The sequence below is a fragment of the Streptomyces sp. NPDC050617 genome (assembly GCF_040654795.1).
Classification (GTDB): Bacteria; Actinomycetota; Actinomycetes; order Streptomycetales; family Streptomycetaceae; genus Streptomyces.
Genome location: NZ_JBFAIS010000030.1, coordinates 95,679 through 120,419, shown reverse-complemented (window position 1 = coordinate 120,419; position 24,741 = coordinate 95,679). Strand labels below are relative to the sequence as shown.

At 74.5% G+C, this 24,741-nt stretch carries 23 protein-coding genes; 10 read left to right on the top strand and 13 right to left on the bottom strand.

The window, feature by feature from the left end; genetic code table 11:
* The first annotated feature begins 115 nt into the window (after window positions 1-115).
* The 4 genes from AB0I49_RS31475 (at window position 116) to AB0I49_RS31460 (ending at window position 5,897) form a co-directional block, all read left to right on the top strand.
* Complete coding sequence (locus tag AB0I49_RS31475) at window positions 116-988, top strand: alpha/beta fold hydrolase (protein WP_363230544.1); 873 nt, start codon at window positions 116-118, stop codon at window positions 986-988.
* Between the two features lie 165 nt (window positions 989-1,153).
* The gene (locus AB0I49_RS31470; RefSeq protein WP_363230543.1) at window positions 1,154-2,536 is read left to right on the top strand and encodes an NAD(P)/FAD-dependent oxidoreductase; all 1,383 of its coding nucleotides are present in this window, start codon (window positions 1,154-1,156) and stop codon (window positions 2,534-2,536) included.
* 160 nt (window positions 2,537-2,696) lie between these two features.
* The gene (locus AB0I49_RS31465) at window positions 2,697-4,112 is read left to right on the top strand and encodes a GNAT family N-acetyltransferase (RefSeq protein ID WP_363230542.1); all 1,416 of its coding nucleotides are present in this window, start codon (window positions 2,697-2,699) and stop codon (window positions 4,110-4,112) included.
* Between the two features lie 102 nt (window positions 4,113-4,214).
* Window positions 4,215-5,897 (top strand): DUF885 domain-containing protein, encoded by a 1,683-nt coding sequence (locus tag AB0I49_RS31460; RefSeq protein ID WP_363230541.1) that lies wholly within the window; start codon window positions 4,215-4,217, stop codon window positions 5,895-5,897.
* A gap of 162 nt (window positions 5,898-6,059) precedes the next feature.
* On the opposite strand, the gene AB0I49_RS31455 is transcribed toward AB0I49_RS31460, so the two are convergent.
* Both AB0I49_RS31455 and AB0I49_RS31450 read right to left on the bottom strand, forming a co-directional pair.
* Window positions 6,060-9,077, bottom strand: coding sequence for an SMC family ATPase (locus AB0I49_RS31455; protein ID WP_363230540.1), 3,018 nt, complete (start codon window positions 9,075-9,077; stop codon window positions 6,060-6,062).
* Window positions 9,074-10,261: an exonuclease SbcCD subunit D gene (locus AB0I49_RS31450; protein WP_363230539.1), complete on the bottom strand. Its 1,188-nt coding sequence runs from the start codon at window positions 10,259-10,261 to the stop codon at window positions 9,074-9,076. Before AB0I49_RS31450 ends, AB0I49_RS31455 begins: the two co-directional genes overlap by 4 nt.
* Before the next feature lie 234 nt (window positions 10,262-10,495).
* Here AB0I49_RS31450 and AB0I49_RS31445 point away from each other — a divergent pair, with 234 nt between their 5' ends.
* A complete protein-coding gene (locus tag AB0I49_RS31445) occupies window positions 10,496-11,236 on the top strand; it encodes a PepSY domain-containing protein (protein WP_363230538.1) in 741 nt (246 codons plus the stop codon).
* Window positions 11,237-11,294: 58 nt separating this feature from the next.
* Here AB0I49_RS31445 and AB0I49_RS31440 read toward each other — a convergent pair whose 3' ends face one another.
* A complete protein-coding gene (locus tag AB0I49_RS31440) occupies window positions 11,295-11,678 on the bottom strand; it encodes an RNA-binding S4 domain-containing protein (protein ID WP_363230537.1) in 384 nt (127 codons plus the stop codon).
* Window positions 11,679-11,958: 280 nt separating this feature from the next.
* Between AB0I49_RS31440 and AB0I49_RS31435 the strand changes: the two genes are divergently transcribed.
* Window positions 11,959-12,882, top strand: coding sequence for a phosphatidylinositol-specific phospholipase C (locus AB0I49_RS31435; RefSeq protein ID WP_363230536.1), 924 nt, complete (start codon window positions 11,959-11,961; stop codon window positions 12,880-12,882).
* A 25-nt stretch (window positions 12,883-12,907) separates the two neighbouring features.
* Here AB0I49_RS31435 and AB0I49_RS31430 read toward each other — a convergent pair whose 3' ends face one another.
* Window positions 12,908-13,534 carry a YigZ family protein gene (locus AB0I49_RS31430; RefSeq protein ID WP_363230535.1) on the bottom strand — a complete coding sequence of 209 codons (627 nt, stop codon included), beginning with the start codon at window positions 13,532-13,534 and terminating at the stop codon, window positions 12,908-12,910.
* 97 nt (window positions 13,535-13,631) lie between these two features.
* Here AB0I49_RS31430 and AB0I49_RS31425 point away from each other — a divergent pair, with 97 nt between their 5' ends.
* On the top strand, window positions 13,632-14,039 hold the full coding sequence (locus AB0I49_RS31425; RefSeq protein WP_363230534.1) for a CoA-binding protein: 408 nt from the start codon (window positions 13,632-13,634) through the stop codon (window positions 14,037-14,039).
* Between the two features lie 45 nt (window positions 14,040-14,084).
* Here AB0I49_RS31425 and AB0I49_RS31420 read toward each other — a convergent pair whose 3' ends face one another.
* Together AB0I49_RS31420 and AB0I49_RS31415 are read right to left on the bottom strand one after the other, a co-directional pair.
* A complete protein-coding gene (locus AB0I49_RS31420) occupies window positions 14,085-14,639 on the bottom strand; it encodes a YbaK/EbsC family protein (RefSeq protein ID WP_363230554.1) in 555 nt (184 codons plus the stop codon).
* 22 nt (window positions 14,640-14,661) lie between these two features.
* Window positions 14,662-15,267: an XRE family transcriptional regulator gene (locus AB0I49_RS31415; RefSeq protein WP_363230533.1), complete on the bottom strand. Its 606-nt coding sequence runs from the start codon at window positions 15,265-15,267 to the stop codon at window positions 14,662-14,664.
* A 93-nt stretch (window positions 15,268-15,360) separates the two neighbouring features.
* Here AB0I49_RS31415 and AB0I49_RS31410 point away from each other — a divergent pair, with 93 nt between their 5' ends.
* A complete protein-coding gene (locus tag AB0I49_RS31410) occupies window positions 15,361-16,227 on the top strand; it encodes a DMT family transporter (RefSeq protein ID WP_363230532.1) in 867 nt (288 codons plus the stop codon).
* A gap of 230 nt (window positions 16,228-16,457) precedes the next feature.
* Here the strand turns inward: AB0I49_RS31410 and AB0I49_RS31405 are convergent, their stop codons facing one another.
* The 6 genes from AB0I49_RS31405 to AB0I49_RS31380 all read right to left on the bottom strand — a co-directional run bounded on the left by AB0I49_RS31405 (window position 16,458) and on the right by AB0I49_RS31380 (window position 21,238).
* On the bottom strand, window positions 16,458-17,249 hold the full coding sequence (locus AB0I49_RS31405; protein ID WP_363230531.1) for an acyltransferase: 792 nt from the start codon (window positions 17,247-17,249) through the stop codon (window positions 16,458-16,460).
* 122 nt (window positions 17,250-17,371) lie between these two features.
* The gene (locus AB0I49_RS31400; RefSeq protein WP_363230530.1) at window positions 17,372-18,139 is read right to left on the bottom strand and encodes a sulfite exporter TauE/SafE family protein; all 768 of its coding nucleotides are present in this window, start codon (window positions 18,137-18,139) and stop codon (window positions 17,372-17,374) included.
* Window positions 18,140-18,291: 152 nt separating this feature from the next.
* Window positions 18,292-19,080: a GntR family transcriptional regulator gene (locus AB0I49_RS31395; RefSeq protein WP_363230529.1), complete on the bottom strand. Its 789-nt coding sequence runs from the start codon at window positions 19,078-19,080 to the stop codon at window positions 18,292-18,294.
* A 184-nt stretch (window positions 19,081-19,264) separates the two neighbouring features.
* Entirely contained in the window at window positions 19,265-19,795 is a 531-nt protein-coding gene (locus AB0I49_RS31390) for a gamma carbonic anhydrase family protein (protein WP_363230528.1), read from the bottom strand.
* A 158-nt stretch (window positions 19,796-19,953) separates the two neighbouring features.
* Entirely contained in the window at window positions 19,954-20,643 is a 690-nt protein-coding gene (locus AB0I49_RS31385) for a DedA family protein (protein ID WP_363230527.1), read from the bottom strand.
* A 142-nt stretch (window positions 20,644-20,785) separates the two neighbouring features.
* Window positions 20,786-21,238, bottom strand: coding sequence for a DUF4442 domain-containing protein (locus AB0I49_RS31380; protein ID WP_363230526.1), 453 nt, complete (start codon window positions 21,236-21,238; stop codon window positions 20,786-20,788).
* Between the two features lie 92 nt (window positions 21,239-21,330).
* Here AB0I49_RS31380 and AB0I49_RS31375 point away from each other — a divergent pair, with 92 nt between their 5' ends.
* Both AB0I49_RS31375 and AB0I49_RS31370 read left to right on the top strand, forming a co-directional pair.
* Window positions 21,331-22,398: a hypothetical protein gene (locus AB0I49_RS31375; protein WP_363230525.1), complete on the top strand. Its 1,068-nt coding sequence runs from the start codon at window positions 21,331-21,333 to the stop codon at window positions 22,396-22,398.
* A 134-nt stretch (window positions 22,399-22,532) separates the two neighbouring features.
* On the top strand, window positions 22,533-23,813 hold the full coding sequence (locus AB0I49_RS31370) for an MFS transporter (protein ID WP_363230524.1): 1,281 nt from the start codon (window positions 22,533-22,535) through the stop codon (window positions 23,811-23,813).
* A gap of 47 nt (window positions 23,814-23,860) precedes the next feature.
* Here the strand turns inward: AB0I49_RS31370 and AB0I49_RS31365 are convergent, their stop codons facing one another.
* The gene (locus AB0I49_RS31365; protein WP_363230523.1) at window positions 23,861-24,706 is read right to left on the bottom strand and encodes a fused MFS/spermidine synthase; all 846 of its coding nucleotides are present in this window, start codon (window positions 24,704-24,706) and stop codon (window positions 23,861-23,863) included.
* Window positions 24,707-24,741: the final 35 nt, after the last annotated feature.

Genomic DNA, 24,741 nt, shown 5'->3' with positions numbered 1-24,741 from the left:
GAGGCGGGGATCGGGCATCGGTCGTCATGGGGGCCGGCCGCGGGGTCTACCCAGCGGTAACCATTGCTGACATCCTGTCTCGGGAAGCCGACCGCGGAGGCCGAGGAGCTGCCCCATGACCGAGACGATCTCCTACCCCGTCGAGACGCCGGCCGGCCGGCGCACGGTCGAGGTCGCGTACGAACGCGCGGGCGGCGGGGACCCCGTCGTCCTGCTGCACGGCATCGGCCACCACTTGCAGGCGTGGCACCCGGTCAGCGCCGTACTCGCCGCCGAGCGCGATGTCATCGCCGTCGACCTGCCGGGGTTCGGCGCGTCACCGGCCCTGCCGGACGGAATCCCGTACGACCTGGCGGGCGTGGTCCCCGTCCTCGGCGCGCTCTTCACGGCGCTCGGCGTGGACCGCCCGCATGTGGCGGGCAATTCGCTCGGCGGGCTGCTCGCCCTGGAGCTGGGCCGGCTCCGGCTCGTACGGTCCGTCACCGCGCTCTCCCCTGGCGGGTTCTGGTCGCCGGCCGAGCGGCGGTACGCGTTCGGGGTGCTGCTCGGCATGCGGCGCGGCGCGCAGGTGCTGCCCGATCCGGTCGTCGCGCGCCTGGCCCGTACGGCGGTGGGCCGGGCGGCGCTGGTCAGCCCCATCTACGCGCGGCCGGGGCGGCGTTCGCCGGACGCGGTGGTCGCCGAGACCAGGGCGCTGCGCGCGGCCGTCGGCTTCGACGCGACGCTCGCGGCCGGGCGCGCGGTCGTCTTCCGCGACGACGTGCCGGACGTCCCGGTCACCATCGGCTGGGGCAGCGGCGACCGGGTGCTCCTGCCCCGCCAGGGCGTCCGGGCCAAGCGGGCGATACCGGGGGCCCGGCTCGTACGGCTGCCCGGCTGCGGGCACGTGCCGATGAACGACGATCCGGCTCTGGTCGCCCGCGTCATCCTCGACGCGACGCGCCCGGCTCCCGTCCGCCGTGCGGCCGTGGCGGAGGCGAGCGGCTGAGCGCTGCGCCCGGCGCGGCCCGCCGAACCGCCGTGGCCGGGACCGATCGGCCCGGGCCCGCCGCCACGCGCCCTGGCGTGTCTCCGGCTGGCCCGGCGCGCCCGTACGCACCAAGGTGGGGTGCGTAACCCGAGTGCGGGTCCCGAGGGCGAGAGGTGCGGTGCAATGGCCGAGCAGGTGGATGTCGTCGTGATCGGTATGGGGCCGGGCGGCGAGCACGTGGCGGGGACGCTCGCCGACGCGGGGCTGGACGTCGTGGGCGTGGAGGCGGAGCTGGTCGGCGGCGAGTGCCCGTACTGGGGGTGCGTGCCGAGCAAGATGATGATCCGGGCCGGGAATCTGCTGGCCGAGGCGGGCCGGGTGCCCGGTATGGCGGGGTCGGCGCAGGTCTCACCCGACTGGGGGCCGGTGGCCGCGAGGATCCGCGACGAGGCCACGACGGACTGGAACGACCAGGTGGCGGCCGACCGCTTCACGGGCAAGGGCGGCAGGCTGGTGCGCGGGCGCGGAAAACTCGCCGGGCACGGGAAGGTGGCGGCGGGCGGCGAGGTGTTCGAGGCGCGGCGCGGGGTGGTGATCGCGACGGGCACCCGGCCGCAGATCCCGCCGGTGCCGGGGCTGGCGGACGTGCCGTACTGGACCAACCGGGACGCGATCGCCGCGAAGGAGCCGCCCAGGACGCTGATCGTGCTCGGCGGCGGTGCGATCGGCGCGGAACTGGCCCAGGTCTTCGCCCGGTTCGGCTCCCGCGTCACGATCGTCGAGGCGATGGACGGCCTGATCGCGAACGAGGAGCCGGAGGCCGGGCGGCTGCTGGCCGACGTGATGGAGTCGGCGGGGGTGACCGTGCGGACGGGGGCGCGGGCCACGGAGGTCCGGCACAGCGGTGACCGGTTCACGGTGGTGCTGGAGGGCGGCGAGGAGATCAGCGGCGATCAGCTGCTGGTCGCCACGGGCCGGCGGGCGGACCTCTCGGAGCTGGGTCTGGAGACGGTGGGCCTCGACCCCGAGGCGCGGTCGCTGCAGGTGGACGATCAGCTGCTGGCGGCGCCGGGGCTGTGGGGCGTGGGCGATGTGACGGGGCACGGTGCGTTCACGCACGTCGCGATGTACGAGGCGGCGATCGCGATCCGCGGGGTGCTCGGCGATCCGGGGCCGGGCGCCGACTACCGGGCGCTGCCGCGGGTGACCTTCTGCGATCCGGAGATCGGCGCGGTGGGGCTGACCGAGCGCCAGGCGCGCGAGCAGGGACTGCGGGTGCGTACGGGTCTGTCCCAGGTGCCGTCGACGGCGCGCGGCTGGATCCACAAGGCGGGCAACGACGGCCTGGTGAAGGTCGTCGAGGATGTGGACCGCGGGGTGCTGGTGGGGGCGACGTCGGCGGGGCCGATGGGCGGGGAGGTGCTGTACGGTCTCGCGGTGGCGGTGCACGCGGAGGTGCCGGTCGACCGGCTGCGGCACATGATCTACGCGTATCCGACGTTCCACCGGGGCGTGGAGGACGCGCTCGCCGATCTCCGCTCGTCGGGGTCGGGGAAGAGCGGCTGAGGGGGCCCTGAGAGGGGCCGTGAAAGCGGCTCGGCGGTGGCCGGGAGGACAGTCGGCGGATAACGGCGGATAAAGGGCCGTTAAGGGATCAGTGTGATCCTTTACCCATCGGTCACAGGACGTTCGTGATCACGCAACACCTCTCCGCCAGGGTGGCGGCATGAGTGATACGACCTCCGCGAAGAATGTCCGGCGCCGCCACCACTGGCGGCGCGACGCGGTCGAGCTGGCCGCCCTGTTCACGGCGGTGGCGGTCGCCGACTGCGCCGCCAACCTGATCGCCCACGGCCCCGAGGGGCCGGTGCTGCTGGCGTCCTCGGCGGCGGCGCTGCTGGCCACGGCCGGGTTCCACATCTGGTTCGCCCGGCGCCGGGGCCACTCCCCGCCTGCGGACGGGACCGACGATGCCGGCGATACCGACGGGGGCGGCGGCGCCCTCGCCCCGGCCGCCCCCGTGTCCGTGCCCGACAGCGGCGACTTCGCCCTGTGGCGGATGCGTACGACCGTACGGGACGAACCCGGAACCCTCGCGGCGCTGTGCCGGGCGCTGGCCCACCACCGGGTCGACATCCTGACCCTCCAGACCCACCCGCTGGCCGCCGGCACCGTCGACGAGCTGCTGGTACGGGCCCCGGCCGCGCTGCTGCCGGCCGAGCTGACGAGGGCGGCGGCGGCCGGGGGCGGCAGCGACACCTGGGTGGAACGGGCCGACGCCCACGACCTCGTGGACGCCCCGACGCGCGTCCTGGCCCTCGCGACGCGCACCGCGCTGGACGCGGCGGAACTCCCGCTCGCGCTACGGCGGCTGCTCGGCCGGTGCACGATCCGCTCGCTGCCCGAGCGGCGCACGGACCCGCCGCCGCCTGCCGAAGGCGTGCTGGAGGAGACGGTGATGCGGCTGCGCGACCCGTCCGGCGGGACGATCGTGGTGGAGCGCCCGTATCTGCCGTTCACACCGGCCGAGTTCGCCCGCGCGCACGCCCTGGTCGGGCTCGACGCCCGGCTCGGGCCGCGGGTGCCGCACCGCCGGGACGTGCTCACCCTGCCGGAGGGCAACGAGATCACCGTGCGCCGGGCGGGCCCCGAGGACATCGGCGCGGCGCGCGAGATGCACGCGCGGTGCACGCCCGCGACGCTGGCGCTGCGCTACCACGGCCCGGCCGGCGACGCCGACCGCTATCTGCCCCATCTGCTGAGCCCGCGGCACGGCCGCACCCTGGCCGCGTACACCGCCTCGGGACGGCTGGCGGCGCTCGGCCACCTGCTGTGGGACGGCGACGAGACCGAGGTGGCGCTGCTCGTCGAGGACGCCTGGCAGCGGCGCGGCGTCGGCGCGCAGCTGCTGGCGCGGCTGGTCGCGCTGGCGCGGGAAGCGGGGTGCGAGAGCGTCTACGCCGTCACCCGGGCCGCCAACACGGGGATGGTCGCGGCCATGCGCGGCCTGGATCTGCCGCTGGACTACCAGATCGAGGAGGGCACCCTGGTCATCTCCGCGCGGCTGGCGAACCGGCCCGCGCCGCCGGACCCGGAGGCCGCGCCCGTGCCCGTCGTGCGGCAGGAGTCGCCCGGTCGCTGAACGCCCGGCTCCGCCGGCCGGTGTCGGGTGTGACGTGCGCATCAGGTGTGTGGCGGGCAATGGCAGTGACGGGGCGGGCCGTCACGTACGAGGATGGGCCGCATGCTCGAGAACACCGACAACCCGCTGCCCCGTCAAGTCGCCGACGCCTATGTCGACGCTCTCATCGAACTCGACCCGATCACCGGGACCTATCTGGGGGTCGCGGAGAGCGCCCGGCTCCTGCCCGACTTCTCCCCCGACGGGCAGGAGGCGCTGGCCGCTCTCGCCCGTACGGCCCTCGCCCGGCTGGCCGAGGCCGAGCGGCGGCCCGGCGGGGACAGCGACGCCGAGCGGCGCTGCGCGCGGCTGCTGCGCGAGCGGCTGACCGCCGAACTGGCCGTGCACGAGGCCCATGAGCCGCTGCGCGCCGTCAGCAACCTGCACTCCCCCGTCCACTCCGTGCGCCAGATCTTCACGCTGATGCCGACCGGTACCACCGAGGAGTGGGCGTCGATCGCGGCCCGGCTGCGCGTCGTCCGGGGCGCGCTGGAAGGCTACCGGGCGTCGCTCGCCGAGGGGCTCGACCGCGAGCTGTACGCGGGTCCGCGGCAGGTGTCCACGGTCATCGGCCAGCTGGGCGAGTGGATCGGCTCCGACGGCGGCTGGTTCGCGGAGTTCGCGGCCCAGGGGCCCGAGGCGCTGCGGGGCGAGCTGGACGAGGCCGCCGCCGACGCGACGGCCGCCGTCGCCGAGCTGCGCGACTGGCTGCGCGACGTCTACCAGCCCGCCGTCGAGGGGTCCCCCGAGGTCGTCGGCCGGGAGCGGTACGCGCGCTGGGCGCGCTACTGGAACGGCACGGACCTGGACCTGGAGGAGGCGTACGCCTACGGCTGGTCGGAGTACCACCGCATCCACTCCGAGATGCGCGCGGAGGCCGAGAAGATCCTCCCCGGCGCCACCCCCTGGGAGGCGCTGCGCCACCTGGACACGCACGGCGAGGCGATCGAGGGCGTCGAAGAGACCCGCGTCTGGCTGCAGGCGCTGATGGACGAGGCGATCGAGGCGCTGGACGGCACGCACTTCGATCTGGCGGACCGCGTCAAGCGCGTCGAGTCGATGATCGCGCCGCCGGGCAGCGCCGCGGCCCCGTACTACACGGAGCCCTCGGTGGACTTCTCCCGGCCGGGCCGCACCTGGCTGCCGACGATGGGCGAGACCCGCTTCCCCGTGTACGACCTGGTGTCCACCTGGTACCACGAGGGCGTGCCGGGCCACCACCTCCAGCTCGCGCAGTGGACGCACGTCGTCGACCGGCTCTCCCGCTACCAGGCCACGATCGGCATGGTCAGCGCCAACGCGGAGGGCTGGGCGCTGTACGCGGAGCGCCTGATGGACGAGCTGGGCTTCCTCGGCGACGCCGAGCGCCGGCTGGGCTACCTCGACGCGCAGATGATGCGCTCGCTGCGGGTCATCGTGGACATCGGCATGCACCTGGAGCTGGAGATCCCCGACCACTCCCCCTTCCACCCCGGCGAGCGGTGGACCCCCGAGCTGGCGCGCGAGTTCTTCGGCATGCACAGCGGGCGCCCGGCGGACTTCATCGACAGCGAGCTCGTGCGCTACCTGGGCATGCCGGGCCAGGCCATCGGCTACAAGCTGGGCGAACGGGCGTGGCTGACGGGGCGGGAGGCGGCCCGCAAGGCCCACGGCGACGCGTTCGACGCCAAGGCGTGGCACATGGCGGCCCTCTCCCAGGGCTCGCTGGGCCTGGACGACCTGGTGGCGGAGCTGTCCGCGCTGTGACGTGCGCGCCCGGCGCGGCTCAGGCCGCCGGTCCGCGCCGGGCGCGGTGACGTCAGCCGTACGACCGCGCCGGGCCCGGCGCCCGGTGCCAGGGCCGTCTCCCGACCGTAGCGGGGAGCGTCTCGGGCATCGGGTGCCCGGCCCGGCATGCGGCACGATCGCTCAGGCCGTGGCGCCGGCCACCTGGTGTCGGACCGCCGAGCCCGCCCGGTCCTTGACGACCCGCAGCTGGGCGGGGATGCGCTGCCGCAGGTCGGCGACGTGGCTGACGATGCCGACGGCGCGGTCCCGCTCGCGCAGGGAGTCGAGTACGTCCAGGACCTCGTCGAGGGTCTGCTCGTCCAGGCTGCCGAACCCCTCGTCGATGAAGAGGGTGTCCAGGCGCGTACCGCCCGCCTCGTCGGTGACGACGTCGGCGAGGCCGAGGGCGAGGGCGAGGGAGGCGAAGAACGTCTCGCCGCCGGAGAGGGTCGCGGTGTCGCGTTCGCGGCCGGTCCAGGCGTCGATGACGTGCAGGCCGAGGCCGGAGCGGCCGCGGCCGCCGGTCCGGGCGTCGGAGTGGACGAGGGTGTAGCGGCCCGAGGACATGCGGCTGAGGCGGGCGGTGGCGGCCGCCGCGACCTGTTCGAGGCGGGCGGCGAGGACGTACGACTCCAGGCGCATCTTCCGCTCGTTGTCCGCCGCGGTGCCCGCGGCGAGCGCGGCGAGGCGGGCGAGGCGGGCGTGGTCCTCCCGGAGCGGGGCGAGCGCGCGGGCGTCGGCGACGGCGCGCTCGGACAGTTCGTCGAGCTGTCCGCAGCGGGCGCGTGCCGCGGCGTCCTCGGCGGAGGTCTCGCGCAGGCGGCGGGTGGCGGCCTCGGCGGCGGCCTGCGCGCCGTCCACGTCGGCGGCGGGCCGCCGGGCCGCGGCGGCGGTCTGTTCGTCGGCGAGTTCGGCGGCGACCGCGCTCTCCTCGGTCTGCCACTGGTCGAGGCGGTGCCGCAGGCGGCGGTGCTCGTCGTCGGCGAGGCGGGCCCGCGCCGCGTGCTGCGGGGTGTCGAAGCCCGCGCGGTAGGCGGCGTCCGCGAGGCGTGCGTCGGCTTCCTTGAGGCGGTCCGCGGCGTCCTGGGCGGCGCGTACGGCCTCGGCGGCGGCGGCGAGCGCGGTCAGTCGCCGCTCCAGCAGTTCGGCGCGGCGGGCGACGGTGGCCGCGCCGCCGCGGGCGCGCTCCACTTCCTCGGCGAGTTCCGCGTGCCGGCGGTCGAGGGCTTCTCTGCGGGAGGTGCGGGCGGCGGTGCGGCGCTCCGCTTCCTGTTGTTCGGCGCGGCGGCGCTCGTACTCCCGTTCCGCGCGGTCGAGGGCTTCGCGGGCGGCGTGCACGTCGGCGCCTGCGCCGCGGGCCTCTTCGTAGGCGCGCCGCAGGTCGGCGAGGGTTTCGGTGAGTTCGGCGACGGTGGCGCCGCCCGCGGCGGCCGCGGCGCCGGCGAGGGCCTCGCGGAGCTCCTGGGCCTGCCGGTCCGCCGTGTCGCGCGCGGCGTCCGCGCGCTGGGAGGCGGCCAGCGCCGCGTCCTCGGCGGCGCGGTCGACCTGCCCGGCCGCGGCGCGGGCCGGGGCGGGGTGTTCGTTGGCGCCGCACACCTTGCACGGCTCGCCGGGCGTGAGTTCGGCGGCGAGTTCCGCGGCGATGCCGTGGAGCCGCCGTTCCTTGAGGTCGAGCCAGTTCTCGCGGGCGGCCGACGCCGCTTCGCGGGCCTGCCGCAGCCGGTCGGCGGCGGCGTCCGCCTGGGCGGCGAGGCCGTCGCGGCGCTGGGCGGCGGCGAGTTGCTCGCGTGTGGGGTCGATGCGCGCGCCGAGCTGCTCGGCGCGGGCGGCGGCCTCCTGGGCGGCGTCGATGCGCCGCTGGCAGCCGTGGCGGGCGGTCTCCCATCCGGCGATCCACTCGGCGGCTTCGGCTGCGGTGTCCTCGTCGGCCCGCGCCTCGCGGTCCAGGGCGGCGCGTTCGGCGGCGACCTCGGCGGCGCGCTGCTCGGCCCGGCGGGCGGCGGTCAGCGACCCGAGGTCCTCGCGGAAGCGCCGCTCCAGCGCGGCGAGCCGGTCGGCGCCGGCGTCCGCGTGGTCGGGGTCCAGTCCGGCGCGGGCGCGGCGTTCGGCGTCGCCGGCCGCGCGCCAGGCGCGCTCCGCGTCGTCGCGCAGGGCGAGGGCGGGGGCGACGGACTCGGCGGCCCTGGCGGTCTCCAGCCGCCGCCGCATCTGCTCGTGCTCCTCGCGCCGGTCCTCCAGTTGTGCGGCGCGGTCGCGGGCGCGGGCGTGGCGCTCCTGGAGTCGGGCCAGTTCGCGGGCGGCGTCGGCGTGTTCCCGCGCGGTGCGGTGGGCGTCCTCGGCGGCGAGGACGGCGGCGGCCACGACGGCTTCGCGCTCGCGTGCGCTCGTACGGGCCTGGGCGGCCCATGCGAGGACGGCGGCGGCGAGTCCGGGCTCGCCGGGGGCGAGTTCGGGCAGCGGGTTCTCCCGTAGTTCCGTGCTGTCGCCGGCGGCCTGGGCCATCCGGTGGGCGGCGGCCAGCAGCCGTTCGTCGCCGCCCCGTACCCGCTCCTCCGCGGCGCGGCGCAGCTCGGCGAGCTTGTCCTCGACGGCGGCGAACCGGCCGGTGTCGAAGAGCCGGCCCAGCAGCTTGCCGCGGGCGGTGTCCTCGGCGTGCAGGAAGCGCGCGAAGTCGCCCTGCGGGAGGAGGACGACCTGGCAGAACTGCTCCCGGCTCATGCCGAGCAGCTGGGTGATCTCCTCGCCGATCTCCTGGTTGGAGCGGCTCAGGGCCTTCCATTCGCCGCTCCCGGCGTCCTGTTCGCGCAGCGCGCAGTACGCCTTCTCCTTGGTGTAGCCGCTGCCGCGCTTCTTGGGGCGGAGCTGTTCGGGCCGGCGGGTGAGCTCCAGCCGCCGTCCGCCGGCGGTGAGTTCGAGGACGACCTCGGTCGGCGTGAGGGGCTGCGCGTGGTCGCTGCGCAGCGTCAGGCCCGGCCCCTGGCGGGCGCCGGGCACGCCGCCGTACAGGGCGTAGCAGACGGCGTCCAGGACGGAGGTCTTGCCCGCGCCGGTGGGTCCGTGCAGCAGGAAGAGCCCGGCGGCGGACAGTTCGTCGAAGTCGATGTGCTGGGCGGCGCCGAACGGGCCGAAGGCGGTGAGGGTGAGCCGGTGGAGTCTCATCGCGCCGCCCCGTTCCCGCTGTGCTCGGTCTCCGCGGTCCGTACCGCGTCGAGCGCGTCGGTCAGTACGCCGCGCTCCACCGCGTCGGGGCCGCGGCCGGCCCGGACGTGGGCCACGAAGTCCTCGGCGATCTGCTGGTCGGTGCGGCCGCTCAGCCGTCGCGCGTACGAGGCGAGCGGGTCCTCGGGGGCCCGGTCGGGCTCGAAGACGAGGCTGAGCACGTGCGGGAAGCGCTTCGTGAGGCGGGCCATCGGCTCGTGGGGGCGGTGCGCGTCGGTGAGCGTCGCCTCGACGTAGGCGTCTTCGTGCCGGTCCAGGGCGGGGTCGCCGAGGAGTGTGTCGAGGGGGCCGCGGATACGGGCGAGGGGGCGCGGGACGGGGCAGTCGATCCGTTCGGCGCGCAGCTCGGCGGCGCCTCCGCCGCCGGGGCCGAGGTCCACGAGCCACATCGATTTGCGGTGGTCGGTCTCGGAGAAGGAGTACGCGAGGGGGGAGCCCGAGTAGCGGACCCGGTCGGCGATGCGCTGGCAGCCGTGCAGATGGCCGAGGGCGGTGTAGTCGATGCCGTCGAAGAGCTCCGCGGGGACGGCGGAGACCCCGCCGACGGTGATGTCGCGTTCGCTGTCGCTGGCCGTGCCGCCGGTGACGAAGGCGTGGGCGAGGACGATGGAGCGGGTGCCGTGCGGCCGGGTGGCGAGGTCGGCCCGTACGCGCTCCATCGCGGCGCCGAGGACCGCCGTGTGGTTGGCCTTCGGGGCGGCCAGTTCGTCGCGGACGAGGGCGGGTTCGAGGTAGGGCAGGCCGTAGCAGGCGATGTCGCCGTGTTCGTCGGTGAGCACGACGGGGTCGGCGCAGCCCGCCGGGTCGGTGCGCAGATGGATTCCGGCGCGCTCGATCAGCCCGGCGCCGACGCCGAGGCGGCGCGCCGAGTCGTGGTTGCCGGAGATCATGACGGTGGGGACGCCGAGCCCGGCGAGGCGGTGCAGGGCGTCGTCGAAGAGTTCGACGGCGGCGAGCGGCGGCACCGCCCGGTCGTAGACGTCGCCCGCGACGAGCACGGCGTCGACGCGCTGTTCTCGTACGGTCGCGACGAGGTGGTCGATGAAGCGGCGCTGGGCGTCCAGCATGCTCACCCGGTGGAAAGAACGTCCCAGATGCCAGTCGGACGTGTGCAGAATTCTCAAGAAACCGCTCCGACCTGCATGTTCTCCCCTTCTCCGCCCCTGTGACCGATCCGGGCCCGCGCGGGATCGCACCGTGGCCGTCAACAACGCTAACGCCCGGTCGCACCTGGTCCATCACAGACCTCAGTTTTCGCCCGGCCCGCCGGTCGGGGGCGGCGGGCCGGGCGCGGCACCGCTCGGGTGATTTAGCCGGATAGGGGTGAGAGCACCGCTTTATGGGGAAAGGCTGCGGCTATGAGCGCTGAACCCGGATCTGTGAATCTGCAACGCGGCGTGGTCCGCACCCGGTGGGGCCGTGCGGCGGGCGTGCTGTGCGGCGTCGTCGTATCGGCGGCCCTGGTGAGCGGGTGCGGGGACGACGGCGGCGGGGGCGGCGGCTCCTCGTCGTCCGGCGCGTCCTCGGGCTCGTCGGCCTCCTCCGGTTCCTCCGGCTCGGCCGCCTCGTCCGCTCCGGCCTCCGGCGCGGCGACGGAGACCGCCGGGCTCACCGAGGACCAGGCCGAGCGGAAGGCCCTGCTGCCGACGGCGAAGGTCGATTACGAGCGGGCGGCACGGACCGCCGCGGGGGCCGTGCCGAACGGCAAGGTCTCCGAGATCGAGCTGAAGCGGACCGCCGGCGGCGGATCGGAGTGGCGCTCCAAGGTCGCGGAGCGCGACGGCACGGCGCACGAGGTCAGCGTGGACGCCGGTTCGGGCAAGGTCACCCGGTCGCGGACGGAGCCGGACCAGGACGGGGACGACAAGCGCGAGCTCGCCGGCCGGTTGGCGAAGGCGAAGGTCTCCGCGCGGCAGGCGGTGCGCACCTCGGCCGAGCGCAAGCCGGGCACGACCACCGCCGTGGAGATCGACGACAGGGACGACGGCACCACGATCTGGTCCGTGGACGTGGTGAACACCGACAACTGGAACAAGACGACGTTCGACGTGGACGCCGCCAACGGGAAGGTCCTGCGCGAGCACGTGGACCGCGACTGAGGGCGGACGCCATGGGGGCACGCCGCTGTGGTCGGGCCCCCGCGCACGTCCCCGCCGCCTACGGCAGTTCGCGGTTGCGCAGCGCCTCCATGTCCCGGCGTTCGCGCTTCGTGGGCCGTCCGGCGCCGCGGTCGCGCCGGGCGACCGGCAGGACTGCCTCGCGGGGCGGCGGGGGCGGGCTGTTGTCGACGAAGCATTCGGCGGCGACGGGCGCGCCGACCCGCTTCCGCACGAGGCGCGAGACGACGACGATCTTCTCGAACCCGGCCTGGCGCAGCCGCACCTCGTCCCCCGGCCGCAGGGGCTGGGCCGGTTTGGCGCGCTCGCCGTTGACGCGGACGTGCCCGCCGCGGCAGGCGGCGGCGGCCAGCGCGCGTGTCTTCGTGAGCCGCACGGACCAGATCCAGCTGTCGACCCGCACGGTCCCCTCGTCTGAAGCCATGCCACGACTCTATAACCAGGGTCCGACAGCGCCCCGGCGAACGGGGCGGGGGTCAGACGGACACGGCGGGATGTCCTCCCCGTCCCGGCCGGCCGGGACGGGGAGGACACACGGTTCCCTCAAACCACCCGGATCGCACAGGCCGCACCGAGCGGCTTGATTCGCCCCCTTAACGCCACGGGCATGTTCAGGCCATAATCCGACGGCCAGTCATCCGGCGGCCCGTGACCCGACGGCCAGTCGGCGGAACGCCGGAACGGAACGTCGAGGGGACGGATACATGAGCGTGGACCGGCGCGGATTCCTGCGGGGCGCGGCAGCGCTCTCGGCCACCGGACTGCTGGGGTACGCGAGCGCGCCCCCGGCCTCGGCGGCGCCCCTCGCCCCCGGGCGCACCGCGGTCCGTACCCGTGCCCGTACCCTCTCCGCCCAGGACTGGCTGTCCGGGATCGCGGACGGCGTCCCCGTCCAGCGCCTCACCCTGCCGGGCACGCACGACTCGGGCGCGCGGTTCGGCGGCGCGTACGTGGCATGCCAGACCCTGACCGTCGCGGAGCAACTGAACGCGGGCATCCGGTTCCTGGACGTCCGATGCCGCGCCGTGGACGGCGTCTTCGCCATCCATCACGCCGCGTTCTACCAGAAGATGATGTTCGGCGACGTCCTCATCGCCTGCCGGGACTTCCTGCGCGCGCATCCCTCGGAGACCGTCCTCATGCGGGTCAAGCAGGAGTACTCGGAGGTCGCCGACGCGGAGTTCCGCAAGATCTTCGACGTCTATCTGGACGACAAGGGCTGGCGCTCCCTGTTCCGGCTGGACGGCACGCTTCCGACGCTGGGCGAGGCGCGGGGAAAGGTCGTCCTGCTCGGCGACAACGGCGGCCTGCCCGGAGTGCGCTACGGGGACGGGAAGCTCATCGACATCCAGGACGACTACATGGCGGAGCCCTTCGCCAAGTACCCCAAGATCGAGGCCCAGTTCCGCAAGGCCGCGCACGAACCCGGCAAGCTCTACATGAACTACGTGAGCACCGCGGCCCTGATGCCGCCCCAGTGGAACGCGAACCGCCTCAACCCCCAGGTCCTGAAGTTCCTCGGCGGCTCCGAGGCCGAAGGGTGGACCGGCCTCGGCATCGTCCCCCTGGACTTCCCGACCGCCACGTCCGGGCTGATAGAAGCGGCGATCAAGCACAATCCGAGGTGACCGCCGGGGGCCGGTTCCCCGGCCCTCACGCGTCCATGTACGCCTCGCCGCCGAGTTCGAAGCGCGCCGTCCCGGCGGTGGTGTTGGCGAGCCAGGCCCGGAAGGGCTCGATGTCGGCCTCCGGGAGGCCGATCTCGATGCGCACGTCCGCGCCGTAGCCGACGTCGCGCACCGTGCGGCCGGTGGCGCGCAGGTCGTTCTCCAGCCTTCCGGCCCGCTGGTGGTCGACGACCACCGTCGCCAGCCGGAACCGCTGCCGGGTGACGGTGCCCAGCGTGTCGAGGGCCTCGCCGACTGCCCCGCCGTACGCGCGGATGAGCCCGCCCGCGCCGAGCTTGACGCCGCCGAAGTAGCGGGTGACGACGGCGACCGCGTACCGGATCTCGCGCCGCAGGAGCATCTGGAGCATCGGCACGCCGGCGGTGCCGCCGGGCTCGCCGTCGTCGCTCGCCTTCTGGACGCCGCCGTCGGCCCCGATGACGTACGCGAAGCAGTGGTGCCTGGCGGTGGGGTGCTCCCTGCGGACACGCTCGATGAAGCCCTGCGCCTCCTCCTCCGTGGCGGCGGGCGCGAGCGCGCAGAGGAAGCGCGACTTGTTGATCTCGATCTCGTGGACGCCTTCGCGCGCCACCGTCCGGTACTGCTCCTGCATCCCGTCACCCTATGCCGACCCCCGCCGCCGGGCCCGCGCGGGCCGGGCGGCGGGAATGCGGCGGGAATGCTCCGTCGCGGCCTTTCGTTGTGCGGGCATGTACGCAGACGACGCGATGCTTCGCAAGATCCTGACCGCGACGGGCGACACCTGGGCCGTGGTCGGCCTGTCCACCAACGAGCAGCGCGCCGCCTACCGCGTCGCCGCCTTCCTCCAGCACTACGGCAAGCGCGTCGTGCCCGTGCACCCCAAGGCCGAGACGGTGCACGGCGAGCGCGGCTACGCCTCGCTGTCCGAGATCGACTTCCCCGTCGACGTGGTGGACGTCTTCGTCAACTCCCACCTGGCGGGCGCGGTCGCCGACGAGGCCGTGGAGATCGGCGCGAAGGCCGTCTGGTTCCAGCTGGGCGTGATCGACGAGGCGGCGTACGAGCGCACCCGCGCGGCGGGCCTCGACATGGTCATGGACCGCTGCCCGGCGATCGAGGCCCCGCGGCTGGGCTGAGGAGGACGGCTACGCCGGTAGCGGCCGGGCCGAGTCGGCCGCCGGTCAGACGCCGAGCCCGTCGAGCACCGCGGCACCGGGGAGTTCGGCGAGCGCCCGGCCGGGGACGATCAGCTTGCCGCGGCGACGGCCGCTGCCGATGAGGACGTACGGGCTGTCGGCGACGGCCGCGTCCACCAGCACCGGCCAGTCGGCGGGCAGCCCGATCGGCGTGACGCCGCCGTACTCCATGCCCGTCGCGCCGAGCGCGGTGTCCATGGCGGCGAACGACGCCTTGCGGGCGCCGAGGTGGCGGCGCACGACGCCGTTGACGTCGGCTCGGGCGCGGCCGAGGACCAGCGCCGCGGCGAGGGTGGCCTCGCCGCCGCGCTTGGCGGCGATGACGACGCAGTTCGCGGACTGCTCCAGCAGCCACGGACCGTAGGTCTCCACGAAGACCGCGGTGTCGGCCTTCTCCGGGTCGGTGTCCACGTACAGCAACTGCTCGGCGGGGACGGTGCCGCGCCAGCCGCGTACGGCCTCGGCGACCGGCGCGGTCAGCAGGTCGAGGCACTCGGCTGCGGGGCGGACCTCGTCGAACGCGTCCATCGGCGTAGTCATGGGCGTACTCATGGGCGTCAAGTTAACAGCCCTCCGCGCGGCGCTTCGGGCCGTCTCGGCGTATGGGCGGGAGGGACACGGCCATCGTCATCTCGACGGGTTCGCCGCCGTCGTTGCGGTAGGCGTGCGGAACGCTCGCCTCGAAGGAGGCGGAGGCGCCGGCCGGGATGGTGTGGGCCGCTCCGTCGACGACGAGGGTGAGCTCGCCGGCCGCCACGTGGATCAGCTCCATGGCGCCGGGCGGGTGCGCGTCGGACGCGCTGCCGTCGCCGGGCTCGATCCGCCATTCCCACAGCTCCAGGGGGCCGTCCGCCCCGGTGTCGACGAGCAGCGTGCTGTGGCTGCCGGCTTCGGTGGTCCACATCCGTACGGCCCGCGCCGCCGGTACGACGCGGACCCGCGCGTCGTGGTCGTGGTCGAGGAGCGCGGTGATGCTGACGGCGAGAGCGTCGGCGAGCTTCACCGTCGTGCCGACGCTGGGGTTGGTACGGGCCTGCTCGATCTGGATGATCATGCCTCGGCTGACCCCGGAGCGGGCAGCGAGGGCGTCGAGGGTGAAGCCGCGCTCCGCGCGCCAGTGCTTGAGGCTGCGGGCGAGCGACTGCGTGAGCTGGTCGAGGTCCGTCATCGTCCGTCCAATATGTTCAATGCCGCAGTCCAATTCATTGCACTACGGTGTGCTGGACCACACCGTCCACCGCACTGTACTTCGAGGCTCCGCATGACCGTGCTCTACGCCCTGGCCACCAGCTTCCTCTGGGGGCTCGCCGACTTCGGCGGCGGCCTGCTCACCCGCCGCATGCCCGCCCTCACCGTGGTCGTCGTCTCCCAGACGCTGGCCGTGGCGGTGCTCGGCGCGATCGTCGTCGCCACCGGCGGCTGGTCCGAGGCCGGGCCGCAGCTGTGGTTCGCGGCGGCGGCCGGGGTGGTCGGGCCGGCCGCGATGCTCTGCTTCTACCGGGCGCTGGCGCTCGGCCCGATGGGCGTCGTCTCGCCCCTCGGCGCGCTGGGCGGCGTCGTGGTGCCGCTCGGCGTCGGGCTGATGCTCGGCGAGCGGCCCGGCCTGCTCCAGTTCGCCGGCATCGCGGTCGCCGTGGCGGGCGTCGTGCTGGCCAGCGGCCCCCAGGCGGGCGGCGCGCCCGTGGCGCGGCAGACGCTGGCGCTCACACTGATCGCGGCGTTCGGCTTCGGCTCGGTGATGGCGCTGATCGCGGCGGCGTCCCACACGCTGACCGGGCTGTTCCTCGCCCTGTTCGTGCAGCGCGTGTGCAATGTGGCGGTCGGCGGCACCGCGCTGTACGCGTCGGTGCGACGCGGCAGCCCGGCCCTCCCGGAGGGCGGCCCACGGGTGGTGTGGGCGGCGCTGCCCACGCTGGCCTTCGTCGGCCTCGCCGATGTGGCGGCCAACGGCACGTACAACCTGGCCGCGCACAGCGGTCCGGTGACGGTCGCGGCGGTGCTCGCCTCGCTCTACCCGGTGGTGACGGCGCTCGCAGCGCGCGGCTTCCTCGACGAGCGGCTGCGCGTCATCCAGGCGGCGGGCGCGGGGCTCGCGCTGGTGGGGACGGTGCTGCTGGCATCACGGTGAGACCGCGCCGACCGGGGCCACGCCGGCGCTCCGCCGAACAGCCCGAGGACCGGGCGCCGCGGTCGACACCCGTCGAGAAGGCCGACGACCAGAGGCCGCGGTCAGCTCCACCGCAAAGCCCGGCGACCAGGGGCTACGGTCGACACCCATCTAGAAGGCGACGGCCAGGGGCCGCGGTCGGCACGCGTCGAGAAGGCCGACGACCAGGGATCGCGCTCAGCGCTCAGCGCTCAGCGCTCCGCCGAGAAGGCCGACGGGTCGGAGCCGTCCGGTTCCAGTCCCGACTCGGCCAGCGCCAGGAGCTGTTCGGGGGTGACGCCCTCGGGGATCGGCACCGGCGGCGGGGTCCGCAGCGGCGGCTGCCAGCCGGCCTCCGGGTCCCAGCGCCGTACGACCCGCGCCGGGGCCCCGGCGACCACCGCGTGGTCGGGCACCTCGCCGCGCACCACCGCGCCCGCCGCGACCACCACGTTGCGGCCGAGCCGGGCGCCCGGCAGGATCACCGCGCCCGCGCCGAGCCAGCTGCCGGACCCTATCTCGACGGGCGCGGAGCGCGGCCACTGCTTGCCCACGGGCTGCGCCGGGTCGTCGTAGGAGTGGTTGTCGCTGGTGACGTAGGTGTACGGGCCGCAGAACACGTCGTTGCCGAAGGTCACCGGCCGCGAGGCCACCACATGGCTGCCCCGGCCGAGCACCACGCCGTCGCCGAGCCGCAGCACGGGGTCGGGGCCGAGGTCGACGCCGGGCATCATCCCGGCGGTGAGGGTGACTTGTTCGCCGATGACGCAGTGCTCGCCGAGTACGATCCAGGGCTCGCCGAAGACCGTGCCGAGGGGGAACGCGAGCCGGGTGCCGCGGCCGATGGCGCCGAAGCGGTACGGGCCGGGGCGCTCGGCGGTGACGGCTCCGGCCTGCTGCACCCAGCGCCAGCCGCGGTGCACGGCGCGCGACACGATCCGCCGCCGCCAGGCTCCGAGCGAGGCCGCCGCGTTGGATGAGAACGTGTTCCGGTCCTTCGGCACCCGCTCACGGTAGTCGGCCGTGTCGCGGGCGATCAGACCCGTGAGCTGTGATCTTCGCCCCAACCCCAACCCCAACCCCAACCCCAACCCCGACACCGCCGCCCCCGCCCGCGTCCTGTCGCTCAGCCGTGGAGCGCCAGGTAGGGGGCCACCGCCAGCAGCGCCGCGACGAGGGCGTACTTCAGGGTGCGGGTGGGCAGGGCGCGCGCGATCTTCCAGCCGATGAGGACGCCCGCGATCTCGGGGACGCCGACCAGGGCGGCCAGCCGCCAGTCGACGGCGCCGTGGGCCACGTACCCCAGCGTGCCGATGCTCGCGATGACCACCGACTGGACCTGGGCCGCCGCCAGCGATTCCAGCATGGGGACGCCGGCTGCGACCAGCAGCGGGACGGTCAGCATCGGCCCCCCGATGCCCACGATCCCGCTCGCCGCGGCCACCGCGAACCCCAGCACGGCGATCCACGGCGCTGCCGGGTGGTGCGCGCCCGCGTCGGGGCCGCCGTGGCGTTCGCGGTACCAGACGAGCACGGCGACCAGGGCCGCGAACGCCCCGAGCACCAGCCCGAACGCCCCTTTGGAGACCATGGTGTTGACGAGTACGCCGAGCGGCGTGCCGATGACGGCGGTGCCCGCCAGGATCAGCGCGGTGCGGCGGGTGGCGGGCTCGCGCAGCTGTCCGGAGCGCGTATAGGCGGCGGTGGCCAGCGCGCCGGTGGCGATATGGGTGACGATGGCGGTGCCCGCCACCTCGGCCGGGCCCAGCCCGGTCAGGGCGAACAGCCCGATGGTGGGCAGCACGCCGCCGGGTCCGAGGGCGGTGATGCCGATTCCGCCGGCGAGCCCGAAGAGGGCCAGCAGGACGAGGGTCAGGGTGTTCGGGTCGGTCATGGCGCGGCCTCCGGGCGAGCAGGGCATACGGACGGGACGCGCGTGCGGGCGCGCGTACGGGATGTATCGGGACACGCGTGCGCGCGCGTGCGGGATGTACGAACCGCACGGCGCATGGCGTCGGAAAGGGGACGTACGGGCGTGACCCGACGTCAGCCGGGGGTCGGAGCGCCCCGGTGCAAGGTGGCGTGCAGGGTGAGCCGGTCGGCGCGGATGTGCAGGGACTCCGCGTCGACGGGGCGGCCGTCGGCAAGGTGCGTGAGGCGGTCGATGGCGAACACGGCCGCGCCCACGGGGACGTCGAGCAGCGCGGCGACGTCCGGGCCGGCCGTGACGGCGTGCACCGCCACGTCCGCGCGGCCCAGCCGGCGGCCCGTCACCTCCTCGATCAGCGCGAACAGGTCGCGGCCGGCCAGGTCCAGGTCGAGCAGCGGCACCCCGATGTCGGCGGCGAGATAGGTCGCGTCCAGCGAGAGCGGGAGCCCGCCCATGCGCCGTACGCGCTCGATGTACACCGCCCCCGCGCCGGGTGCGAGGCCGAGCCGTTCCGCGACGGCCGCGGGCGGGTGCGCCACCCGGTGGGCGGCGCGGACCTCGTTGGTGAGCCGGCCGTACCCCGTCAGGGTCTCGGCGAGCCCGGCGAGCCGGTCCAGCCCGTGCCCGTACTTGGGCATGAGCACGGTGGTGCCGACCCCCTGGCGGCGGGCGATGAGCCCCTCGTCGCGCAGGATGCCCAGCGCCTCGCGGATCGCGTTGCGCGAGGCGTGGAACTGCGCGCCGAGGGCGCGCTCGTCGGGCAGGACGCCGCTGTCGAAGGCGCCGCCGGTGATCTGCTGGCGCAGCACGTCCGCCACCTGCCGGGCCCGCCGCGCCCTCGGCTGCGACGAGCCCCACGGGGCCGGGCCGTCCGCGTCGGCCCCGTGCGGTGTCCTCCCGCTCATACGTCCTCCCTCGCGCCTGCCGCCGGTGGTGCGTGCCAGGCCGGTGACGGTAGCCGAGCGCCATTACGCCAGTGTTACGCCACCTGCGGTGACCTGCGCAAACGCGCTACCAGCGGTTTTGGGGAGAGGGGCGGGGGTTCCGCCGGGGCCCCGGCCGCTTCCGTACGGGCGGGGGCCGGTCCGTTCACTCGTCGAGCGCCGCGCGGTGCGCTCCGGCGAGCTCCAGGTACATGGCCGCGTTGTGCCTGATCTGCTCGCGCTCCTCCGCGGTCAGCTCCCGCCTGACCTTGGCGGGGACCCCGGCGACGAGCGAGCCGGGCGGCACCCGCATCCCCTGCGGGACGAGCGCCTGCGCCGCGATCAGCGAACCGGCCCCGATGTGCGCTCCGTTGAGGACCGTGGCCCCCATGCCGATCAGCACCTCGTCCTCGACGGTGCAGCCGTGCAGCACCGCGTTGTGGCCCACCGAGACGCGCTCGCCGACCGTGACGGGGAAGCCGGGGTCCACATGCACGGTGCAGTTGTCCTGGATGTTGCTGTCGGCGCCGAGGACGATCGGCCCGCAGTCGGCGCGCAGCACGGAGTGGTACCAGAGGCTGGCGCCCGCGGCCACCGTGACGTCGCCGACGACGACGGACGTCGGCGCCGTGAACGCCTGCGGATCGACCTTCGGCTCCGCGCCGCCCACCCCTGCGATCAGTGCCCGCTCCGTCATCGCCTTCTCCTCGCTCACACGCCGCCGTCCGGTGCCCTCGCCGGCACGGACGATGCTGTACGGACGCTCCTGTACGTACGCACCGTAGGCGACGCCCCGCGGTCCGGTGCGGACTGCGGGGCGTCGCCTACGGTGCGAAGGCCGTGATGGGGGTCCGTTCAGTCGACGACCGTGGCCGCCTCGGGCGCGCCCTTGGCCGCGGCGGCCTCCTCCGCCTCCGCCGCCTCCTCGGCGTCCTCGGCGTCCTCAGCCTTCTTCTGGCGCTTCTTCATCACCAGCATCGAGCCGAGGCCGAAGAGGAGCGCGAGGACCAGGCCCACCCAGGCGAAGCTGCTGAGCCACTTCTCGGCGACCTTGCCCACGGAGTAGATGACCGCGACCGTGCCGCCCGCCCAGACGATGCCGCCGAGCACGTTGGCGATGAGGAACTTCCAGTACGGCATCTTCAGCACGCCCGCGAGCGGACCGGCGAAGATCCGCAGCAGCGCGATGAACCGGCCGATGAAGACGGCCCACATGCCCCACTTCTGGAACTGCCGCTCGGCGGTGGCCACATGCTTGGGCCCGAAGTGCTTGGGGAATTTGCGCCCGAGCCACTCCAGCAGCGGTTTGCCGCCCTTGCGGCCGATCAGATATCCGATGGAGTCGCCGATGATGGCGCCCGCGACCGCGCACGCGCCGAGCACGTACGGGTTGATGTGGTCCTGGGTGGCGGCCATCAGCGTGGCGCTGACGAGCACGATCTCGCCGGGCAGCGGGATGCCCAGGCTCTCCAGTCCGATGACCCCGCCGACCAGCAGGTATACCGCGACCGCGGGTACCGTCTCTAGTAGCCCGTCGATATGCAACGCCCGTTCCTCCCAGATTTTCCCACGTCATGCCCGGCGCGCCCCCGTGGGCGTACGCCGGGAAGCCTACTGGAGTAGGGGACTCGCTCCGACGGCCTCGGGTTGAGCGTGGGACCGGAGAGGTTGCGACCGGCGGGGCGGGTCAGGTGTTGGGGCGCAGGGTCCACACGATGGTCATCTCGCCGGTGACGGCGCCGTCCTCGCGCGTGATCGCGACGTTCACCGGGAATTCGGGGCGCGCCCCGGCGTCGAGTTCGGCGACCACGTCGGCTATGGGACGGCCGATTTCCGCCGTCGCGGTGACCGGCCCCATGGCGAGCTTGCGGTAGCCGATCTCGGCCCGTACGGCCAGCGGCACGGCCCGCGAGAGCTGGTCGCCGAAGGCCGCGAGGACGATCGCGCCGCTCGCGGACTCGCCGAGGGTGAACATGGCGCCCGCGTGCGGGCCCGCGACGTGATTGTGGAATTCCGCCTGGTCGGGCAGGCGGACCACGGCGCGCTCGGGCGTGGTCTCGGCGAATTCGAGGTTCAGGGTACGGGCCATCGGCACGGTGGCCGTGAGCATCTCGCCGATCGAGGGCGGGGTTTCAGACATGCCGTGAAGTTACCAGCCGGTAGCACGGTATGGAAGGGACGGAAGGGTACGGCCGTAGCAGCGCCCCCACCCGGCATCTATCGTTATCGGCCATGTGGCCAGGACAGCAGCCGCCCGGGGGCGAGCAGAACCCGCAGGACCCGAACCAGAACCCGTACCAGCAGCCGGGGTATCAACAACCGGGGTACCAGCAGCCCAACCCGTATCAGCAGCCGGGCTACCAGCAGCCCGGTCAGCAGCAGCCTGGTTTCCAGCAGCCGAATCCGTACCAGCAGCCCGGCGGTCCGCAGCCCGGCTACCAGCAGTGGGGGCCGCCCATGCCGCCCGGCGGTCCGCAGCCGCCGGACGGCAAGCGCAGGCGCACCGCCATCGCGATCGTCACGGCCGTCGCCGTGGTCGCCGCCGCCGTGGTCGCCGGGGTGTTCGTGTTCCGCGACGGCGACGGCGACGGGAAGAAGGACGAGGCGAAGGGCGGGCAGAGCTCCTCGCCGACCACCGCCCCGTCGCCCTCCGCCTCCGTCTCCGCCTCGGAGTCGGACTCGCGGGCCGACGGCGGCGACAGCGAGGAGGAGGCCGACAATCCGCGCGCCGGCAGCGGCGACGTGAAGCCGGTCGTCGAGGGCTGGAAGCCCGTCGCCAACCCGCTGCGCCACGACGCGTTCGACGTACCGCCGGACTGGCATGTGGCGAGCCCCGGACTGACCACCGGGTTCCAGGACGACAAGGGCGAGGGCGTGGGGATGACCGCGCCCGCCTTCTACAAGCCCGACAGCTGCGCCAAGAACACCCGCCAGGGCGGAGCCGGCACGAAGGGCGCGCAGAGCGCGAAGAGCCCGGCCCAGGCGGCGGAGGTCGAGGCGCTCAGCTGGGCCTACTACGCCTACGACACCAAGAGGACGGGGCATCTGGCGGGCACCAAGTCGCAGCCCTTCAAGAGCGACCACGGGCTGACCGGATTCTGGTCGTCGGCCAAGGCGACCGGCGTGAAGAAGACCGACAAGTGCGCCACGGACGGCAAGGTGTTCACCGTGTCGTACAAGGACACCGCGGGCGACCTCGCGACCTGGGTGCTCTACACCGACGCCGGCGTGAAGGACGAGCTGCCGGACGCCACCATCAAGAAGATCATGAGCACGCTGCGACCGCTGCCCACGTCCTAACCGTACGAGCCCGCGCGCTCCAACCGTACGAGCCGCGGGCGTGACCGTACGGGTTCATGTCCTGACCGTACGGGGTCGCATCCGGACCGTATCCGAGTTGGCATCGGGACCGGCGCCCAGGGATAGTCCACCCGGTGAACGATCCCGCCGCCACCGGACCCTCCGCCGCCGAGCACAGACCCCGCCGCCCCGCCTGGGCGGGCCGCAACTACTCCCTGCTGACCGCCGCCGCCGTGGTCTCGGGCCTCGGGAACTCCGGCGCCCTGATCGCCGCGGCGTTCGCGGTACTGCAGGCGGGCGGCGACGGTACGGACGTGGGCCTGGTCGCCGCGGCCCGCACGGTCCCGCTCGTCCTCTTCCTCCTGATAGGCGGGGCGCTGGCCGACCGGCTGCCCCGGCACCGGGTCATGGTCGCGGCCAACGCCCTGAACTGCTGCTCCCAGGCGGCCTTCGCCGTGCTCGTGCTCGCGGGCGAGCCCCGCCTGTGGCAGATGGCGCTGCTCGCCGCGCTCGGCGGCACGGGCCAGGCGTTCTTCGCCCCCGCGGCCGAGGGCATGCTGATGTCGACGGTCACCGGCGAGCAGGCGGCCAGGGCGTTCGCGTTCTTCCGGATGGGCACCAACGGCGCGCAGATCGGCGGCGCCGCCCTCGGCGGGGCGCTCGTCGCCGCCTTCGGGGCGGGCTGGGTGCTCGCCGTGGACGCCGCCGCCTTCGCGCTCTCGGGCTGTCTGCGCGCCTTCCTCGACGTCAGCCACATTCCGGCCCGCGGGCCGGGCGGCGGCATGCTGGCCGATCTGCGCGAGGGATGGCGGGAGTTCACCGGGCGGCCGTGGCTGTGGACCATCGTCGTGCAGTTCGCGGTGGTCAACGCCGTGGTGGGAGCGGCCGAGTCGGTGTACGGGCCGCTGGTCGCCCGTGACGAGCTGGGCGGGGCCCGGCCCTGGGGGCTGGCGCTGGCCGCGTTCGGCGCCGGCACGATCGGCGGCGGCCTCCTGATGACCCGGTGGCGGCCGCGCCGGATGCTGCTGGCGGGGATCCTGTGCGTCTTCCCGCTCGCCCTGCCGTCGGCGGCCCTCGCCGTCCCCGTGTCCGTACCGGCGCTGATCTCCGTCATGTTCGTCGTCGGCGTCACGCTGGAGGTGTTCGGCGTCACCTGGATGACGGCGCTGCACCAGGAGATCCCGGAGGACAAGCTCTCGCGCGTCTCGGCGTACGACTGGTTCGGCTCGGTGGCGATGCTGCCGGTGGCCACCGCCCTGGCCGGGCCCGTCGAGGAACTGGTCGGCCGGCCGGCGGCGCTGTGGGGGTGCTCGGCGCTGATCGTGCTGCTGACGGCGGGGGTGCTGATGGTGCCGGGGGTGCGCGGTCTCGTACGGAGACCGGCGGGCGCGGCATCGGGGAAGACGGGCGCCTGAGCCGAGGTCCGCGACGCCGGCCGGTCGCCCGGTCGGCGTCGCGGACCTCAGCCGATGCTGAACGCCCCGTCCGGCGGCCTCGGCGACGGCACCGCGCCGTCGTCGTGCACGGCCGCCGCCCCGGCGACGAACCGCGCCAGCGCGTCCCCGTACTCGACGCGGGCCGGGAAGGCGTCGGCCGCGGTGCGCCGGGCCAGCGTCGCCACCGGGATCGCGGTGTGCGAGGCGACGACGACGGTGTTGCCGAACCGCCGCCCGCGCAGCACCGAGGGCTCCGCGATCAGGCACAGCTCGTCGAAGACCGTGGCGAGGGTGGCCAGTTGGGAGCGGAGGAAGCCGAACGGGGCGCTGTCGGCGAGGTTGGCCAGGTACCGGCCGCCGGGGCGCAGGACGCGGGCCGCGGACCGCGCGTACTCGACGGAGGTGAGGTGCGCCGGGACCCGTGAGCCGCCGTAGACGTCGGCGATGATCACGTCCGCCGATCCGTCCGGGGCCTCCTCCAGGGCCGTACGGGCGTCCGCCGCCCGTACCTCGATCCCCGAACCGGGCGGCAGCGGCAGGTATTCGGCGACCAGGTCGAGCAGTCCGCGGTCCGCCTCGATCACCCGCTGCCGGGAGCCGGGGCGGGTGGCGGCGACGTAGCGGGGCAGGGTGAGGGCGCCGCCGCCGAGGTGCAGCACGTCGAGGGGGCCGCCCGGCTCGTCGGCCGCGTCCAGGACGTGGGCGAGCCTGCGCGCGTACTCGAACTCAAGGTGGGCGGGGTCGTCCAGATCGACGTACGACTGGGGCGCGCCGTCCACCGCGAGCAGCCAGGCGCGGGGCCGGTCCACGTCCGGCATCAGCTTGGCGGTGCCGTGGTCCACGGCGCGGGTCACGGGTATCGGCTCGTCCACTCCCCCATTGTGCCGGGCGCCGGTCCGCCGGGGTG